Origin of the sequence: Streptomyces sp. NBC_00986 (assembly GCF_045162565.1) — a bacterium.
Taxonomy (GTDB): domain Bacteria; phylum Actinomycetota; class Actinomycetes; order Streptomycetales; family Streptomycetaceae; genus Streptomyces.
This window is the reverse complement of record NZ_CP108733.1, coordinates 10,620,362-10,638,745: the sequence shown is the minus strand read 5'-3', so window position 1 is coordinate 10,638,745 and position 18,384 is coordinate 10,620,362. Positions and strand designations below refer to the sequence as shown.

General features: G+C 71.1%; 10 protein-coding genes and 1 pseudogene. 5 read left to right on the top strand and 6 right to left on the bottom strand.

What is annotated here, in order from left to right:
• The first annotated feature begins 219 nt into the window (after positions 1-219).
• Positions 220-1,380: an MFS transporter gene (locus tag OG504_RS47915; RefSeq protein ID WP_405996607.1), complete on the top strand. Its 1,161-nt coding sequence runs from the start codon at positions 220-222 to the stop codon at positions 1,378-1,380.
• 183 nt (positions 1,381-1,563) lie between these two features.
• Here OG504_RS47915 and OG504_RS47910 read toward each other — a convergent pair.
• Positions 1,564-2,484, bottom strand: a pseudogene (locus OG504_RS47910) (LysR family transcriptional regulator); the annotation flags it as partial.
• A 71-nt stretch (positions 2,485-2,555) separates the two neighbouring features.
• Between OG504_RS47910 and OG504_RS47905 the strand changes: the two are divergent.
• Complete coding sequence (locus OG504_RS47905) at positions 2,556-3,443, top strand: SDR family NAD(P)-dependent oxidoreductase (protein ID WP_405995453.1); 888 nt, start codon at positions 2,556-2,558, stop codon at positions 3,441-3,443.
• 42 nt (positions 3,444-3,485) lie between these two features.
• Here OG504_RS47905 and murJ read toward each other — a convergent pair whose 3' ends face one another.
• Entirely contained in the window at positions 3,486-5,054 is a 1,569-nt protein-coding gene (gene murJ, locus OG504_RS47900; RefSeq protein WP_405996606.1) for a murein biosynthesis integral membrane protein MurJ, read from the bottom strand.
• A gap of 230 nt (positions 5,055-5,284) precedes the next feature.
• Positions 5,285-7,558 (bottom strand): M4 family metallopeptidase, encoded by a 2,274-nt coding sequence (locus OG504_RS47895; RefSeq protein ID WP_405995452.1) that lies wholly within the window; start codon positions 7,556-7,558, stop codon positions 5,285-5,287.
• A 546-nt stretch (positions 7,559-8,104) separates the two neighbouring features.
• On the opposite strand from OG504_RS47895, the gene OG504_RS47890 reads away from it, so the two are divergent.
• On the top strand, positions 8,105-9,532 hold the full coding sequence (locus OG504_RS47890) for a PP2C family protein-serine/threonine phosphatase (protein WP_405995451.1): 1,428 nt from the start codon (positions 8,105-8,107) through the stop codon (positions 9,530-9,532).
• Positions 9,533-9,598: 66 nt separating this feature from the next.
• Here OG504_RS47890 and OG504_RS47885 read toward each other — a convergent pair whose 3' ends face one another.
• A complete protein-coding gene (locus tag OG504_RS47885; RefSeq protein WP_405995450.1) occupies positions 9,599-11,107 on the bottom strand; it encodes a hypothetical protein in 1,509 nt (502 codons plus the stop codon).
• A gap of 243 nt (positions 11,108-11,350) precedes the next feature.
• Here OG504_RS47885 and OG504_RS47880 point away from each other — a divergent pair, with 243 nt between their 5' ends.
• A complete protein-coding gene (locus OG504_RS47880; RefSeq protein ID WP_405995449.1) occupies positions 11,351-12,496 on the top strand; it encodes an aminoglycoside phosphotransferase family protein in 1,146 nt (381 codons plus the stop codon).
• A gap of 313 nt (positions 12,497-12,809) precedes the next feature.
• Positions 12,810-14,780: an N-acetylmuramoyl-L-alanine amidase gene (locus OG504_RS47875; RefSeq protein ID WP_405995448.1), complete on the top strand. Its 1,971-nt coding sequence runs from the start codon at positions 12,810-12,812 to the stop codon at positions 14,778-14,780.
• Between the two features lie 8 nt (positions 14,781-14,788).
• Here the strand turns inward: OG504_RS47875 and OG504_RS47870 are convergent, their stop codons facing one another.
• A complete protein-coding gene (locus OG504_RS47870) occupies positions 14,789-15,286 on the bottom strand; it encodes a hypothetical protein (protein WP_033280692.1) in 498 nt (165 codons plus the stop codon).
• A gap of 111 nt (positions 15,287-15,397) precedes the next feature.
• Complete coding sequence (locus OG504_RS47865; RefSeq protein ID WP_405995447.1) at positions 15,398-18,310, bottom strand: ATP-binding protein; 2,913 nt, start codon at positions 18,308-18,310, stop codon at positions 15,398-15,400.
• Positions 18,311-18,384: the final 74 nt, after the last annotated feature.

Here is an 18,384-nt window from a genome sequence, read left to right as displayed (position 1 = left end):
GATTGCCGTGTGCCTGTACGACCTCGCAGGTGCCCTTTGCATTACGCGGAGGCCCGAACGAATTGATGTGACCTGCGTCACTCTGCGGTCGATGCGTGGGGCTGCCGGTGAATTCGTTTGCGGTGGGACGGACGGGTCCGGTGGGGTGGGCCCATGGACGGGGCAGCGGAGCGGGCGCGACGGACTCGGTGGCACAGGCCGGCGGTGCTCGCGGCGCTGATGCTGGCGGCCTTCACCTTCAACACCGCGGAGAACCTGCCGATCGGCCTCCTGGAACTCATCGCCGACAGCCTGCGGGTCTCCGTGCCGGCGGTCGGACTGCTGGTCACGGGTTACGGCGTGACGGTGGCCGTCGCGTCCGTCCCACTCGCCCACGCCATGCGAGGTGTGGCCCGACGACATGTGCTCACCGCACTCCTGGCCGCGCTGGTCGTGTCCAGTGTGGTGGCGGCCCTGGCCACGTCGTACTGGCTGCTCCTCACGGCCCGCCTCCTCACCGCACTCGCTCAGGCACTGTTCTGGGCCGTGCTGGGACCGGTCGCGGTGGGCCTGTTCGCACCCGAGGTCCGCGGGCGGGTCATCGGCGCGCTCTCCGTCGCCGGTTCGCTGGCCCTCGTCCTCGGGGTGCCCGCCGGCACCTGGCTGGGCCACCGCGAGGGCTGGCCCGTGCCGATCGCCGTACCGGCGGCCCTGGGGTTCGTGTCCCTGGTGACAATCGCGGCCCTGCTGCCGACCTCACGTCCGGACGAGGAGAAGGCGGCCTACGGCACCCGCCCCGACGCCCGCCGCTTCGGGACCGTCCTGGCGGCCGGGACCCTGTCCGCCACCGGGGCGTTCGCGGGATTCACTTACATCGTGAAGTTCCTCGGCGACGTGAGCGGTTTCTCCCCGAGCGCGGTCGGCATCCTGCTGGTGGCCTTCGGCCTCGCGTGCCTGGCCGGGGTGACGGTCACCGGAGCGGTCCTCGACCGCTTCCCGCAGGCGGCACTGAACACCGCCGTAGCCGTACAGGCGGTGGGCATGCTCGGCCTGTACGCGGCGGGCACGGAGCCGGTGGCGGCGGTGGCGTTCCTGACGCTGATGGGCGGTGCGCTCGGGCCGGTGTTCATGACCGCCCAGAACGCGATGCTCCAGTGCGCACCGCGACGTACGGACATCGCTCTGGCGGCCAACTCCGGTTCCTACAACGCGGGTATCGCGGCCGGCGCGGCGCTCGGGGGGCTCGTGCTGCGGCTCGCGGACGTACGGGGGACGTTCCTGGCCGGCGGGTTGCTGACCCTGGGGGCCTGTGTGGTGTTGGCCGGCGCGGGGGTGTTGGGACGCGGGGCAATGTCCGCCGGGCGGCGGTGTGTTGGGGACGAGGGGCGGGTTGGCGGCTGAGCAACTCCCTCTTGCGCGGGGACCGTAGTTACAGCGACGGACCGCTGACCGGCACCGGCGGGTCTGCCGGAACCCTCCGCTCGGCACACTGGTGGCGCATCGCGGACCAAAGACCGCCCGACATCGCCGAGTTGGGAATCCCGGCCGGGCCGACCGAACCGCTAACTCCTGCGCTGGTGTCGTGCTCGGGGTGTAGGCCTCAAGGGCGGCGAGTCGGAGAGCAGCCCCCACTCGGGTAACCGCTTCGGTGGGCGGATGCGGAAGGCGGGCCAGCAGGAGGCGGCGTTGTTCCTGGGGGCCGCCGCGTACCGGCAGGACCCGTACGCCCGGCGGGACTGCGGGGGCCAGCGAGCCTGTCACCGTGGTCAAGCCGAAGCCCGCTGCGACGAGTTGGAGCTTGGCCAGCCAGTCGCGGGCGGTGTGGACGATCTCGGGGCGCTCGTCCAGCCCCGGCCACACGCCCATCAGCCGGTCCTCGCCGGAGGAGGGGCTCGCGATCCAGCGCCGGCCGCGCAGGTCGGCCACGTCGATGTAGTCGCCGCGGGCCAGCGGATGCGTGGCGGGCACCGCCAGGTACAGCGGGCGCTCGGTGAGTGTGCGCAGCACCAGCGGTGGGGATTCCGTGTCGGGTGGGCGGAACGGCGGCGCCGACGCCAGCAGGGCCAGGTCGAGGCTGCCGGCACGGAGGGCGCGCACCAGCGCCGGGGTGCCGCCCTCCCTACTGACGACGTGCAGGTCCGGGTCGGTGCGGCGCAGGGCGGCCAGGGCGCGGGGCAGCAGGACCGCTCCCGCGCTGGGGAACCAGCCCAGGCGGACGGTCGCGGCCTCCGTCGGCAGACCGGACAGTTCGCGCGCGGTCGCGTCGATCTCGTCGAGTACGACCGTCGCCCTGCGCATGACGATCCGGCCGGCCGGGGTCAGCCGTACGCCGTCGCGGCGCCGTTCCAGTAGTTCACCACCCGCGGCCCGTTCGATCGCGGCGATCTGGCGGGACACCGCGGACTGGGTGTAGCCCAGTGACGTGGCCGCCGCGGTGAAGGTTCCCTGCTCGGCGACCGCGCGGAAGACCCGCAACGCGGTGAGTGACACATCCGTGAAGTCCATGACGATCACGCATGCTAGCGGTGCGTAACTCTCGTTGGACGCACACCCGGCGGGTTCCTACCGTGGCAGTCATGAACGTTTCGCGCATCGCCCTCGTCACGGGCGCCAACCAAGGACTCGGCCGCGCTCTCGTCGAGGGCCTGGCGGCCCGCATGGGCCCCGACGACCTGGTCCTGCTCACCGGACGCGACGAGCGGCGCGTCACCGACGCGGCCCACGAGGTCGCGAGCCTGCCCGGCACCCGCAGCCGCGTCGAGGGCCGGGTCCTGGACGTCACCGACACCGACGCGATCACCCACCTGGCCGACGATCTCCGGCAGCGTTACGGCGGGGTCGACATCGTGATCTCGAACGCCGTGGCCCGGGTACTGCCCGGGGAGTCGCAGGCAGCCCGCGCCGACGAGTTCATCGACGTGTCCAACACCGCCACCCACGCGATGCTGCGCTCCTTCGGCCCCGTGCTGCGCCCGGGCGGCCGGTTCCTCGTCGTGGCCAGCGGCCTCGGGACGCTCGGTCACCTGGACCCAGCGCTGCACGACCTGTTCGACGGCGCGAGCCTGGACCAGGTCGAGTACGCCGTCGAGTCCTGGCGCGGCGCCGTCCACCACCGGACCACGGCCGAGGTGGGCTGGCCGCTCTGGCTGAACGTCCCCTCGAAGGTGGCCCAGGTCGCCGCCGTCCGCGCGGTCGCCGCCGAACGCCGCGAACACGACCTCGCGACCGGCACGTTGATCGCCTCGGTCTGCCCGGGCATGGTCGACACGGCCACCTCCCGCCCCTGGTTCAGCGACTTCAGCCAGGCCCAGTCCCCGGCCGAGGCGGCGGGCCCCGTCCTCGACCTCGTCCTCGCCGAGCACGTCGACCCCACCCACTACGGCGAGTTGGTGCGCTTCGGCAAGGCCCTGGACTGGTACGGCGGCACACCGCCGGTGGAGCAGGACCGGCTGATCACGCCGTGACGGCACCAGCAGCCGTTCGCAGGTAACGGGGCCGCCCGGTGCTCATCCCAGCCCGGGCAGGCTCCGCAACTCCCCGATCCTCAGGAACCGGGCCAGGAGAACGAACAGCAGCGCCATCGCGGTACCGCCCGCGCCCAGCGAGAGCGCCGGCGCCCAGGAGGTCGAGGCCAGGGTCTCGGCGCAGACCCGGGCCAGGAGCCATCCGGCACCGCCCGCAGCGACGGCGGCCGCAGTCAGTTTCACGTAGGTGCGACAGATCCGGCGTCCGTCGAGCAGTCCTTCCGTACGGCGCCGAAGGCGCAGCGCGGTCAACAGCAGACCGACCCCGTACGACAGGGCATAGGCGCCGGCCATCCCCGTGACCGCCCAGCCCGCGGGCAACAGGAAATGGCATGCCGTGGCGAGGCCGATGTTGATGCCGCCGATCCACACCGCCATCCGGAACGGCGTACGGGTGTCCTCGAAGGCGTAGAAGCCCCGGAGCAGGAGGTACTGGGCGGAGAACGGGATCAGTCCCAGGCCGAAGGCCTGCAGCATGTGGCCCAGCGGCACGGTGGCCGAGGCGTCGGCGGAGCCGTGGGCGAACAGGAGTCGGGCCGTCTGCGGGCCGAAGGCGAGGAAGAAGAAGGCGGCCGGGACGATGACGACACCGCTGACCCGCAGCGCGCGGGACAGATCGGCGCGCAGGTCGTCGACGCGGTGTTCGGTCACGGCCCGGCTCATGCGCGGGAGCAGCGCCGTCACCAGCGAGACGGTGACGATCGACTGGGGCAGCATCCAGATCTGCTGGGCGTAGCTGTAGGCGGTGTACCCGACTCCGTCACGGGGACGGGCGGCGTCCGCGTCGGAGGCCAGCCGGGTCACCACCGTGCTCGCCGCGAGGTTGGCCAGCACGAACAGCAGGGTCCAGCGCGCGGCGTTGACGCTCTTGCGCAGCCCGGTGCCGCGCCAGTCGAACCGCGGACGGAGCCGGAACCCGGCCGCCAGAGCGTAAGGGACCAACGCGAGTGCCTGGACGGCCAGCGCGATCGTGGTCCCGACTCCGAGCAGTCGGACCTGGGCGCCCGTGATGTCCGAGACCTGTTCCGGCGCGGTCAGCAGCCCGAGGTAGAGGCCGAACATGGCGATCAGGACGAGGTTGTTGAGCACCGGGGTCCACATCATCGCGCCGAACCGGCTCCGGGCGTTGAGGACTTGGCCGAAGATGCTGAAGACGCCGTAGAAGAAGATCTGCGGGAGCAGGAAACGGGCGAACACCACGGTCAGTTCGAAGGCGTCGTGCGTGGCGGGTGTGTCGTGCTGGTAGACGGAGATGATCTCCGGGGCGGCCCACGTGGCCAGTGCGGTGCCCGCGCCGAGGACGCACAACACCAGGGTGACCAGGCGCTGTTCGAAGGCCGCCCCGCCGTCGGGGTCCTCGGCTCGGGCGCGGACCAGTTGGGGTACGAGGACGGAGTTCAGCGCGCCGCCGATCAGCAGGAAGTACAGGCTTGTCGGCACCGTGTTGGCCTGGTTGTACGTGGTGGCCAGCAGCCCGGTGCCCAGTGCGGCGCCCTGCAGCACCATCCGTATCAGCCCGGTGGCGCGCGACACGATGGTCCCCGCCGCCATCAGCGCGGTCGAACGCAGCAGTCCCCCACCGCCTTTGGGCCTCCTCTGCGCGGCGTGCCTGCGTCGTGTCGGTAACCGGTCCGACCGCTCGGGCGAGCTCTCCTCGATCATGGGCACAATCTACGATCCCGTGTTGCCGGTGCCGACTCCGCGGTCGGCACCGACAACACGGTCACCTGTCAGGGGACTTGAACTGATGGTCCCCTGACTACCGGACTACGAGGGTCGGTTCACGGAGTGAGCTGCCACTGCTCGATGTAGCCGACGTCGAGCGCGGCACGGTCCTGCACCCTCAACTTCCAGGTGCCGTTGACCAGTTGGGCGGAGGCGTCGACGGTGAAGGTCTGGTCGACGTTGTCGGCGGAGCCGCCGGAGCGGTTCAGCAGGGAGTAGACGGTTCCGTTCGGGCCGACGAGGTCGACGGTCAGGTCGCCGCGGTAGGTGTGGACGATCTTGACGTAGACCTGGGTGGTGGCCGAGGCGTTGCCGTCGCGGCCGGTGACCGTGATCGGGGACTCCACTGCGGCGGCGTTGTCGGGGATGTCGACGCGGGTGCCGCTGGCGTAGATGTTGGCGATCCGCCAGCTGAAGGCGACAGCGGCGGTCGCACCCGTGTCGTCGGTGACGGTCACCGTGACGTCACTGGTGCCGAGGGTGGTCGGGGTGCCGGAGATCAGACCGGTGCTGCTGATGGTCAGTCCGTCGGGCAGTCCCGTGGCCGAATAGGTCAGCCCCGCACCGGAGTTGGTGGTGTACGCGTCCGTCTGCAGGGAAACGGACTGGCCGACTCCGCTGATCTGGGCGGCGACCGGGGCCACGTTGACGCCGAGCGCGATCCGGCTGCCGACGTTGATCGCCGCCCACGCGTCGGCCACGGCCAGGTAGGTCGGGCTGTAGGCGCCGAAGAGGTCCGCGGCGGCCTGCAGGGTCGCGGTGCGGGCACCGGCGTAGTTCGTGGACGAGGTCATGTACGTGCTCAGCGCCCGGTACCAGACCTTCTGGGCGTTGTCGATGCCGATGCCGGTGACGGGCACTCCGTCGTAGGTGGGGCTGTCGTAGGCGACGCCGTTGACGGTCTTCGCGCCGCTGCCCTCGGACAGCAGGTAGAAGAGGTGGTTGGCCGGGCCCGAGGAGTAGTGGACGTCGACGCTGCCGAGCGTCGAGCTCCAGTAGTCGCGGGACGCGCCGTCCTTGGAGGGCTTGTCCATGTAACGCAGCGGTGTGCCGTTGCCGTTGATGTCGATCTTCTCGCCGACCATGTAGTCGGGGACGTCGGCGGGCAGGTTCTCGTGGAACTCCACCGCGGCGGCGAAGATGTCCGAGGTCGCCTCGTTGAGGCCGCCCGACTCACCGGAGTAGGTGAGTCCGGCGGTGGCGGCGGTGACGCCGTGGCTCATCTCGTGCGCGGCCACGTCCAGCGCGGTCAGCGGGTGGGTGTTTCCCGAGCCGTCGCCGTAGGTCATGCAGAAGCAGGTGTCGTCCCAGAACGCGTTGACGTAGCCGTTGCCGTAGTGGGCCCTGCTGTAGGCGGCGACCCCGTCGTTGCGTATGCCGTTGCGGCCGAAGACGTCCTTGTAGTAGTCCCAGGTCGCCGCCGCGCCGAACGCGACGTCCACGCCCGCGGTCTGCCGGTTGGCCTGGGTTCCGTCGCCCCAGACATCGTTGTCATCCGTGAAGAGGGTGCCGGTGCCGGAGGTGCCCTGGTTCAGGTCGTAGGTCTTGTGGCCGGCGCGGTCGCCGTCCACGAGTTGGTACGTCGAGCCGGAGAGCGTGGTGCTGAGCGGGACCGATCCGTTGAACTGGCCGGTGCCGGTGCCCGTTTCGATGCCCTGGTACTGGAAGACGGCCTTGCCGGAGTCGGCGTCGGTGATCACGTGGAGCTCGCTGGGCGTGCCGTCGTCCTGGAAGCCGCCGACCACCGCCTCCCAGGCGAGGACGGGCTTGGCTCCGGCGGCCCAGACGACGAGCCGCGGGGCGCCGTCGAGTTGAGCCTTCTCGCCGCCCGCCTTGGACGCTGCCGCGAGCGCCTTGGTCTTCACCGTCGCCGACGTCACGTTGGGGGTGATGTCCGGCAGGGTCAGGTCGGCCTTCGCGGCCTTCGTGACCGTGAGGCGGCCGCTCTTGGCGTGGACGACCAGGTCGCCGCCGAGGACGGGCAGCCCGGCGTACGTCCGCTCGTAGCGGGTGTGGGTGGTGCCGTCGGCGTCCTGGCTGACGTCCTTGACGACGAGCTTCTCCTTGGCGCCGAGGCCGAGGGTCGTCGCCGTGCTCTTGACGGCCGCGCCGGCGCTCTTGAGGAGGGCGGCGTGCTTCGACGGCGACAGGGCGGCCGGGGCCGCTCCGGCCCGAGGCGTGGCCAGGATCTTCGCGGAGGCGGTGTGCCCGCCGGGAGCGGCGGAGGCGGCCCCGGTCTGCATACCGGCGGCCAGCAGGGTGCCGACCGCGGTGAGCACGAGGGCGGCGGTGTATCTGGGGTGGTGCGGATAACGGTCATGCCGGGTCAAGGCGTTCTCCTTATGTGGGGTGGTCGGACTCGGTGGAGTCCTGGAGAGCGGGTCGGGCCGGGGTACGGCCGTCCGGCGGGCGCGCGGGTGCGGGGAGGAAAGGTGAGGGAGGAGTGAACGCTCGGTGAGCGTGGTGCACAGCAGCGTGGCATCACGTCCACAGAATTGTCATGGCTATAACAAAGCAACGGCTCAAAATGACCGGTGCGTACTGCGGATCACTCGCTCGAGCGACACTTTTCAGCCGCACGCCGGACACCGGACGCCTGTACCACGCGTGAACGCGAAGCCGTCGAACAGGTGGTTGAATGACAGGCCGGAAGGGTAATCAGTCCTTCAACTCACGTACGGCGCATACGACTTGCCCCACCAGGGTGGCTGCGCCACGAGCACGGCACCAGCCGCCCGCATAGACGCTGGCATATGCCAGAAGCACCACCGGATCGTGTGTTGCCAAATCCCTTACAGGGCGTCGCAGCCTGTGCGACAGTCGTAACCGGTCCCTCCATCCGCCTTGGTCGTACCGCCCCCGCATCGGAGTGCTTCATGCCGTCCCACCTCTCTGCGGACCGCCCCGCCGCCCAGCCGCCCGCGCGCGGCTCGGTCGACGCGCTGATATCGCAGGCGCGCCGGCTCATGGGTGACGTGGACGCCGTACGACGGGACGCGCAGCACGACGGTGCGGACCCGCGGGAGCGGTGGCAGCGGGCGCTGTGCGATCTGGCGCTGCATCAACTCAACGACCTCGACGAGCACTTGGCCCAGCTGCGGGACGGCCCGCCGCCCGTGCCGGCGGCCGTGGAAGCACCGCTCGCCCCAACTGCCGTACCGGAAGCGCCTCGTGACGAGTCACTGCTCAGCCGCGTCGGCAGCGCCGAGTGGAATCTGCTGACGGACGAGGCGACTTGGTCCGGGGAGCTGTATCAGATCCTCGGTCGTGACCCGGCCGCTCCCCCGCTCACCCTCGACGAACTGCCGTCCCTGGTCCTCGACGAGGACCGCCCTGCGCTGACCGCGATGGTCACGGACTGCCTGATCGACGCCAAGCCGATCGACGGCGAGTTCCGTATCGTCCGGCCCGACGGCGCCGTACGGACGGTGCACATGATGGGCGAGCCCGTGCTCGGCGCCGACGGCGGCACCGCCTCGATGTGGGCGGTGCTGCGGGACGTCAGCGAACTGCGCCGCAGCCAGCGGACGGTGAGCGAGACCCGTGACTCGCTGCAGCTCCACCGGCACCACGCGCAGACCGAGCGCCGGCTCGCGGTCGAGCTGCAGGAGGCCGTGCTGCCGCCGTGGCGCGGCTCCCTGCGGCTCCCGCACCAGGGTCCGGAGACACTGGACCTGGCCGCCCGCTATCTGCCCTCCTCGACGAGCGCGCTGATCGGCGGCGATTGGTACGACGCGCTCCAACTGTCCGACGGAGCAACGCTGTTGAGCGTCGGCGACCTCACCGGACACGGTGTCGCCGTCACCTCGGGCATGGCGATGCTGCTGGGCGCCCTGCGCGGGATGGCGATGGCGGGCACCGAACCCGGTCAACTGATGTCCTGGCTCAACCAGTTACTCGACGCCACCGTCCAACCGGCCCTGGGCAGCGCGGTGTGCTGCCGCTACCGGCCCGAGACCCGCACCCTGGCGTGGGCGCAGGCAGGACACCCCGCCCCGCTGCTGTTCCGCGGCGGGACGGGGCGCATGCTGAGCGCACCGGACGGCGTCCTGCTCGGCGCCACCTCGGGAGCGGCCTACGGACAGGCCGAGGAGACCCTCGAGGCGGGCGACGTACTGCTGCTGCACACCGACGGACTGGTGCCGGGGCACAGCGGAGAGGCCGCCGTGCGCCAACTCCTGGACCTGGCACCGCGGTTCGGCGAGGCGCGCACCGCACAGGACTGCGTACGGATGGTCGTGGAGGAGTTCGGCGACACCGAGCGCACGGACGACGCGTGCGTGCTCGTCGCCAGGACGACCTGAGAAAGAAGCGCCTGAGAAAGAAGCGGCTGCACGAACTCCTTGTGCGGAAGGAGCCGTACAAACCCCTTATGCCTGTGCGCTGTTGCCGCCCTTGGCCCCCCTCGTCTTCGACTGGGTCTTCGGCAGCGCGAGTGCGATCTCCTCCCGCAGTTCGTGGATCTTCGGATAGCCGGCGTACTGGGCGGTGAGCCGGTACATCTCGCGCAGCCGGTCCCAGGTGCGATGGGAGGAGTTCGATCCCATCGACGCCAGGGCCAACCGCGCGTACCTGTCGGCCTGTTCGGGGTCGTCGGCGATGAAGCAGGCCGAGGCCATCGACAGGAAGTCGAAGATCTTCGACCGCTGCCGTCCGTCGACCCGCAGCGCCAGGGCCTTCGCCGCGAAGTACTGGGCGTGCACGGCCGCTCCGGGCTCGTGCTCGGCCAGGGTGCGGTAGGCCAGGGCCTGCATGCCGTAGAGATCCTCCTCCTTGAACGTCTGCATCCAGCTCGGGGGCGGTACGTCGCCGCGGTCGGAGACGAAGAGGTCCTCCGCCTGGCCGAGGGTGCGGCGCATGGCCTGGCCCTTGCCCATCGACGCCTGTGCCCAGGCCTCGATGGTGCACAGCATCGCCTGGGTGCGCGGCAGCACCTCGTCGCCGGAACCGGTCTTGGCGAGTTTCATGAGATCGAGTGCGTCGTCGGGCCGGCCCAGGTGCACCATCTGGCGAGCCGCCCGTGAGAGCGCCTCCCCGGCGCGGGGCCGGTCGCCGCCCTCACGGGCCGCGTGGGCGGCGATGACGAAGTACTTCTGGGCCGTGGGCTCCAGGCCGACGTCGTGCGACATCCAGCCCGCGAGTACGGCGAGATTGGCGGCGACGCCCCACAGGCGCCGCTGCACATCGGTCGGATGCCGGTAGGCGAGCATGCCGCCCACCTCGTTGAGCTGTCCCACCACAGCCTTGCGCTGCAGCCCGCCGCCGCGGGCCGCGTCCCAGGCCCGGAACACCTTGACGGACTCCTCCAGTTCCTCGATCTCCTGCGACCCGATGGGGGCGGCCTCATAGCGGTCGAACCCAGCGGGGTCGGCGTGCAGGGGATCGTCGAACCGGGGAGCATCGGCGGAAAGAGTCGGATCGGAGTGCAGCCATGCGTACATGGCGCTGCTGAGTGCGGAGCCTGCGGCGAGCGCGGCGCCCGCGCCCACCAAGCCGCGTCGGTTGAGCATGAGGTCCATTCCCGTGAATTCGGTGAGGACCGCAGCAGTCCGTTCGGGCGCCCACGGCACACCGTCGGGATGTTCCACACTCCCGTCGTCGGGCCGTTTTCCCGTACGCCCGTGCCGGACCAGACCGAGGTCCTCGATGGTCACGACACGGCCGAGACGCTCGGTGAACAGAGCCGCCAGCACCCTCGGCACCGGATCGCGCGGGATCTCTCCCGTGTCGATCCAACGCCGCACCCGCGAGGTGTCGGTCGACAGCTGGGGGTGACCCATGGCCGCCGCCTGCCTGTTGACCCGCCGCGCGAGTTCGCCCTTGGACCAGCCGGCCAGGCCGAACAGGTCCGAGAGACGGGAGTTGGGTTGTCCGTTCACGTCAAGCCCCCAGGTTCTCGGCTGACTTGAACATAGCCCGGTGCGCCTTGCCGGGCGACTATTCGCCAGGGTTCGCCAGGGTGCGCCAGATGGTGTGCCACTGCGCATCTGGTGTCAGGTAGGAACGCGCCACCCCGACCCGGTCACCGAGGGACATTCCCCAGGGTGCACCCGTGGGACCGGGCCGGGCAGCGCACTTGCTTGGACAGGCACTGCAGGCACACGAAGGGATCTGTATCTCCCATGTACACAGCATCGTCCTCCGTGTCCGCCCCGCCCCGGTCGCTGCACCCCCGCCCGGGAGCCGGCGGCCCCTACCTCGACCCGGCGCGGCCGGCGGCCGCCCCCGTGCTCGGTGCGGGCAGGCCGCGGCGCGTTCCCGGGCTCGGCCCCCAACCCCTCAGCGGGAGACTCGACTTGTCCGGCCCTCAGGGCGCCCAGCTGCGTACGGCGATCGCGTCGGTGCACCGGATCTGCCCGGAGTTCGCTCCGGTGCAGGTGCTACGCCGCAACGGGCGCTCCGTGCTCCTGGTCGGAACGACCGGACGCAGCACCGCCGTAGCGAAGTGTTTACTGGACCACTCCCCCGCGTGGGCCGAGCGGATCCGGCACGAGATAGCCGCATACCGTTCGTTCGTCCGGCACCGCCCGCCGGTGCGGGTGCCGCGGCTGATCGCGGCGGACCCGGACAACTGCACGCTGGTCATCGAGCGGATGCCGGGCCGGGTGGCGGCGCTGCACCGGCACCCGGCGGAGGCCCCGCCGCGGGCGGACATCCGGGCGGCGCTCGGCTCGATCTGCCGGCTGAACGCCTGGCGGCCGCCGGCGGGCACGTTCGACGCCCCGCTGGACTACGCGGCCCGTATCTCCCGCTATCACGAGCTGGGGCTGCTCACCGACCGGGACATGGGAGACCTGCAGAAGCTGCTGCACGGCATCGCGCACTCGGCGGGCCGCGGCGGGATGGGCCAGTTCTGTCACGGTGACGCCCTGCTGTCCAACATCCTTCTCTCACCGGCCGGTCCAGTGCTGGTGGACTGGGAGCACGCGGGCTGGTACCTGCCGGGCTACGACCTGGCCACGCTGTGGGCGGTCCTCGGGGACGCGCCGGTGGCACGGCGGCAGATCAGCCAGATCGCGCAGTCGGCGGGACCGGCGTCGCGTGACGCGTTCCTGGTGAACCTGATGCTGGTGCTGACCCGGGAGATCCGTACCTACGAGATGGCCGTGCAGCGTTCGATGCACGACTCGACCCCGGCGGCACCGGGAGTGGTGGCCCACCCGGGTGCTGCGCCGTCCGGCGAGGAACAACGGCTGCTGCTGAGGCGGCTGCACGACGACTGCCAGATGGCCCGCCGGGCCGTGCGTGCGGCGGTCGGCACTCGCTGACGGGGACGAAGGTCCGCGGTACGCCCTGCAGCGGCGTACCGCGGACCTTCGTGTGTCCGGCCGACATATGGCGGACCCCTATGTGCCCGGCCTACATATATCTGCCCGGGCCCCGCCGCACTCCCCCATTGGTGTACTCCACTGACGCCCCGCAGGCCCGGACACCACCGCCACGAAACTCCCCGCATCCCCCGTTGACATGGGAAATCGCCTTCCTCTGGGCATGATTGACGGATCGTCGGCCAGCCGGTACCACTGACGCACGCCCGGCCCCGCGCGGTTCATGACAATCCCACCGTCCCAGGAGGCTGCATTGCGAGGATCCTCGACCGACCCCACCCGCTCTCCCGGACACAGACGCGCGCGCCGGTCCGCCGGCGCGCTCGCCACCGCCGCCCTGCTGCTTCCCCTGCTGGGCGCGGCCCCCTCGGAGAACGCCCCCGACTCCTCCACCGCCACCCTCCAGCGGGCGTTCGCGTCGGCGTCCGCCCAGTACCACGTGCCGCAGACGGTCCTGCTGGCCGTCTCCTACCTCCAGTCCCGCTGGGACACGCACGGCGGGGCGCCGAGCGTGACCGGCGGCTACGGCCCGATGCACCTCACGGACGCCCGCACCGCCCTCGCCGCGACGGAGCACCTGAGCGAGGGCACCGAGGACGCCCGCGGCGACAGCGCCCGGCCGGCCCTGCACCCCACCACGCAGATCCCGGCGGACTCCCAACTCCCGGCCCGGCTCAAGACGTTGACGAAGGCGGCCGAGCTGACCGGTCTTCCGGCAACCGACCTCCGTACCGACGAGACCGCCAATGTGGCCGGCGGCGCCGCACTGCTGGCCGACGCCCAGAAGAACCTCGGTGAGTCGCTCAGCGCGGACCCGGCTGGCTGGTACGGCGCGGTCGCGCGCTTCTCCGGCGCCGACGACACGGCGACGGCGGCCGCGTATGCCAACGATGTCTACGACGTCATCCACACCGGCGAGACGCGCACCACGGACGCCGGGCAGCAGGTCGCGCTGGCCGCCCAGCCGGACCTCGCGCCCGACACCGCGCAGCTGAAGGAGACCGGCCTGCGCACGGTCTCCGCCGACGGTACGGAGTGCCCGAAGAAGGTGTCCTGCGAGTGGATCCCGGCGCCGTACTCCCAGTTCGGGGACGACGACTACGGCAACCACGACCTGGGCGACCGGCCCGCGTCGCAGAGCATCAAGTACATCGTCATCCATGACACGGAAGGCCAGTGGGCCGGTGTCCTGAACCTGGTCCAGGACCCCACCTATGTGTCCTGGAACTACACGATCCGCTCCACCGACGGTCTCATCGCCCAGCATGTGAAGGCCAAGGACGTGGCCTGGCACGCGGGCAACTGGTACATCAACGCCAAGTCGATCGGCATCGAGCACGAGGGCTTCCTCGCGGCGCCGGACGCCTGGTACACGGAGGCGATGTACCGCTCGTCGGCGCGGCTGGTGTCGTACCTGACCAAGAAGTACGGCATCCCGCTGGACCGGCAGCACATCCTCGGCCACGACAACGTGCCGGGCCCGACCACGTCCACGGTCCCCGGGATGCACACCGACCCGGGCCCGTACTGGGACTGGGCGCACTACTTCGACCTGCTGGGCCACCCGGTCAAGCAGACCGCGAAGAAGGGCGGCGGCCTGGTCACGATCCGCCCCGACTACGCCCGCAACCAGCCGGTGTACACGGGCTGCGTCACCGCGGGCCAGCCGTGCGCGGTGCACGGGTCGAGCGAGGTCCGGCTGTACTCGGGGCCGGGTGAGACCTACCCCCTGATCAAGGACATCGGCCTCGGGACGACCCCGACCACCGGCGTCAACGACCTCTCCTCACGGGTGTCCACCGGGCAGCAGTACGCGGTGGCCGACCGTTCCGGGGACTGGACGGCGATCTGGTACCTGGGTCAGGAGGCCTGGTTCAAGAACCCGGCGAAGCACCCCACCGCGGTGAAGGCGGCGGGTCTGGTCGTGACGCCGAAGGAGGGCGTGGACAGCGTCCCGGTGTACGGCCGCGCCTACCCGGAGGCCTCGGCCTATCCGGCGGGAGTGCCCGCCCAGGCGATCTCCCCGCTGCCGTACAAGCTGCTCAAGGGCCAGAAATACGTGGTCGGTGACACGGTGCCCGGCGAGTACTACTACGCGGTCACCTTCACCACCGACTCGCACAAGGTCGTCGTAGGAAAGGATCTCTACTACGAGATCCAGTACGGCCACCGGGTTGAGTTCGTGCGCGCCGCCGACGTGACGGTGGAGCGGGCCAGCCGGTAGCCGGTGCCTCAGCCCTGCTGGAACAGTTCCGCCGGGAGCGGTTTCAGCAGGGCGTAGAGGTCGTCCGTGATGGGGCGGTCCCAGGCGGCGATGGTGACCAGGACGTTGTCGCTGCGGTCGAACTGGACGCAGGAGATCCGGCTCTCGGAGAGCTTGAGGCGGCGCACGATCAGCAGGTTGTCGCCCTGCATCACCGGCATGTCCTCGACGCCCACGACGGTCACCTCCTCGTCGTTCTCCAGCGCGAGGAGCAGTTGCGCGACCTCGAACGGGATCTCGTCCTCGGCGACGTCACGGGCGGGCGAGCCCTCCGGCAGGTTGCCGATGACCATCGCGGGGCCGCGGCCGCCGAAGAGGTCGTACCGCAGGAACACGCCCTGGCAGGTGCCGTCGGGCGCGGGCAGCAGACCGGCACCGAGGTTCCCGGGCCAGTCGCCCGGGTCCATGGCCAGCACATCGAATTCGGGGCCGGCGGGGGTGGCGCTGCGGCGGCGGAGGAACGACATGTCGCAATGGTACGGGGTGCCGTTCGGCGATGTGGCCGTGGCCGGGTGCCGGGTGCGGCTCGTCGTTCGGGTGCGGGTACGTCGTGGCTTGTCGCGCAGTTCCCCGCGCCCCTAGGGAGTTCGGCCCGCCGTTGGTTGAATCAGAGCCGTTTCCAGGCCTGCGCGGTCTGTGCCCAGTTTTCGGTGGGCCGCTGACAGGAGGCGTACCGCCGTTTGTTCGTCCGTGTGGAGTTCTACGGCTATCTCCGCGTCCGTGTGGCCTTCTGCGGCCAGGGTCGCGGCGGTGCGTTCTTGGGTCGTGAGGGTGTCGGTCTCTGTGCTGTGGAGGCGGCGGGGGCGTAGGCCCGCTGCCGCCAGTTCGGCTCGGGTGACGTCCGCGAGGCCGTCGGCGCCGCATTGGACGGCTGCGTCGAGGCCTCGGTAGAGGTGGTCGCCGGCTTCCTTGGACCTGCCCACGCGGCGGAGTTCGGTGCCCAGGGCGACGAGGGCGCAGGCCAACTCGTAGGCGGCCGGGGAGCGTTCGAGGTGGGTGACGGATTCTTCGAGGAGTTTGGCGCGGGCCGAGCCGGTGGAGACCTCGGCGGCGGTGCGCAGGGTCTGGCCGATGGCGGACGGGGTGCCGAACTGGCGGGCGCGGGCGACCGCTTCGTGGGCGGTGACGACGGCGCGCTCCGGAGTTTCGTGGCGTTCGGCGCGGGCGAGGTGGAGCTGCCAGGGGCACCAGGCTGGGTTGCGGATGCCGCGCGGGTCCAACCGGCGGCCGGCGGCGGCCAGTTCGGCTGCGGCCTCCTTGGCGAGGCCTCGGGCCAGGAGCAGTTCGCCGTAGACGGTCTGGGCGTCCGGGAAGACGACGGCGGCCGGGAAGGGTTCCTCGAAGGCGTGGTCCTCGGCGAGTTGTACGGCCTCGGCGACCCGGCCGCGGGCCAGGAGGACCTCGATGAGGATGCCGGTGCCGTACCAGTAGACGGGGGTACCGGGTCCGACGCGTTCGGCGAGGCGCAGGCCCGCGCGGGCGAAGTCCTCGGCCTCGGCGAGGCGGCCGCGCCGGTAGCGGAGGTAGCCGAGGAAGGTGTAGCCGAAGGACAAGTGGGCGCCGCGCCAGCCCTGTTGCTCGAAGTCGGCGATGCCGGTGGCGAAGAGTTCCTCCGCGCGGCCCGGTCGGTCGCAGTACATGAAGGTGAGGGCGACCAGCACCGGCACCTCGAAGCCGCGGTCGGCCTCGGCCCAGCCGAGCCCACCACTCAATGCGCGCTCGGCATGGTGAAGGGCCACATGTGCGGGTTCACCACGGAGTACGGCGTCCCAGGTGCGCAGGCCGATGATGTACCGCTCGGTGAGGTCGCGGCCCTTGAGACGGTCGGCGAGTTTGGTGAGGCGGCGGGAGCGCGCGGGGTGGTCGGGTTCGTCGGCGCGGAAGGCGTCCCACATGAACTGCTCGGAGAGCATGCGCAGTTTCACCCGGGCGTCGTCGGTCACGCGGATCTCACGGGCGAGGGTGTCGGAGGCCTCGGCGAGGCGGTCGCTGTGGGCGAGGACCTGGGAGAGCCGGTAGACGATGTGCTGCCGCAGGCCGGCGTCGCTGATCGGCTCTTCGAGGGCGGCCCGTAGATGGTTGACCGTTGTCGCCGGCTCGGTGAGCAGGGAGGCGCTGCCCAGTTCGTACAGGACGGCGGCCCGGTCGTCGAAGGGCGGGGGCTCGCGCAGAGCGCGGGCGAGATAGCTGCGGGCCGTGTCGGGGGCGCCCGCGCGCAGGGTCTCACCGGCGGCCGCGCGGAGTTGCTGGACCACCCAGTTGTCGCCGTCGGGGTGGGTCTCCATGAGGTGGCGGGCGGCGACGGAGGGACCCTGGCCCTCGTTGATGACGGACCAGGCGGCCTGGCCGTGCAGGGCCACGCGGACGCCGGCGGGGATGGCCCGGTAGACGGCGGTGGCGATGAGCGGGTGGACGAATTCGAGGGTGCCCGCGGTGGTCAACGTACCGGTGAGGATGCGGGCGCCGCGCAGTGCGTCGACGGCGTCGGCGGCCTCCTCGTGGCCGAGTCCGGCGACGGCTGCGGCGAGCATCGGATGGGGCTCGGTGCCGAGGACCGCGCAGGCCCAGGCGTAGCGGACGGTCGAGGTGCCGAGGCGTTCGAGGCGGGTGGTGAGGCCGCTGCCCTTGACGGCGGCGGCGAGGTCGCGCAGTTGGTAGGCCCCGGCCTCGGTGGGGGTCAGGCCACGGTCGTGGATCTTGGCGGTGAGTTCGACGGTCTCGAAGGGGTTCCCCGCGGTGACGGCCCAGCACTCGTGGCAGAACGCGTCGTCGGCGTGCTCGCCGAGCGTCTCCCGCACCAGGTCCGCCACGGCGGCGACGCTGAGCGGTTCGAGGTCGAGGGGGCGTCCGCCGGCCCGGCCGGGCAGTCCCCTCAACGACTCGGCGTGATCGGGGAGTTCGTCGGGCCGGTAGGCGACCACGACCAGCAGCGGGAGTTGTTCGGCGCGGGGCGCGAACGCGGCCAGCCAGCCCAGGGATTCGGGGTCGGCCCAGTGCGCGTCGTCGAGGACGAGGACCATCGGGGCACGCTTCACCGCGAGGTGGGTGAGCACCCAGTCGAGGCCGTCGCGCAGACCCTGCTGGTCCGGCGGGGAGCCTTCGGTGGGCGCGCACAGACCGAGGGCGGGGCCGACGATGTCGTACCAACTCCCCAGCGAGGTACGGAGATCGGCGTCGGCCGAGCCGGCGAACTGCGGTTGCAGCAGTTGGCGGGCGACGTGGAAGGCGACGCGCTGTTCCTGGTCGCCGCCCCGCGCGGAGAGCACGGTGCAGCCCTTGGTGGCGGCGCGACGGCGCGCTTCGGAGAGCAGGGTGGTCTTGCCGATGCCGGCCCGCCCCGCGAAGGCGAGCAGGGCGCCGCGCGGCCGGTCACCCGGCTCGCCGCCGTCCGTGCGCAGACCTGTCAGCTCGCCCAACGCCTCGTCCACGGCGGCGAGTTCACTCTCCCGTTCGAAGAGTGTCCTTCTGCTGCGTGCACTCCGCTGCCCCATGCCATACCCCCTGCCACGGTGGCGCGCCCGCGCGGGAGCGAACGCGCACCGTGAGCTACAGGGACCTCAGCGTA

Bases quoted from the DNA above. Each gene is read 5' to 3' on its own strand.
- OG504_RS47915 (WP_405996607.1), top strand. From the start codon at position 220: ATGCTGGCGGCCTTCACCTTCAACACCGCGGAGAACCTGCCGATCGGC.
- OG504_RS47905 (WP_405995453.1), top strand. From the start codon at position 2,556: ATGAACGTTTCGCGCATCGCCCTCGTCACGGGCGCCAACCAAGGACTC.
- murJ (WP_405996606.1), bottom strand. From the start codon at position 5,054: ATGGCGGCGGGGACCATCGTGTCGCGCGCCACCGGGCTGATACGGATG.
- OG504_RS47890 (WP_405995451.1), top strand. From the start codon at position 8,105: ATGCCGTCCCACCTCTCTGCGGACCGCCCCGCCGCCCAGCCGCCCGCG.
- OG504_RS47880 (WP_405995449.1), top strand. From the start codon at position 11,351: ATGTACACAGCATCGTCCTCCGTGTCCGCCCCGCCCCGGTCGCTGCAC.
- OG504_RS47870 (WP_033280692.1), bottom strand. From the start codon at position 15,286: ATGTCGTTCCTCCGCCGCCGCAGCGCCACCCCCGCCGGCCCCGAATTC.
- OG504_RS47865 (WP_405995447.1), bottom strand. From the start codon at position 18,310: ATGGGGCAGCGGAGTGCACGCAGCAGAAGGACACTCTTCGAACGGGAG.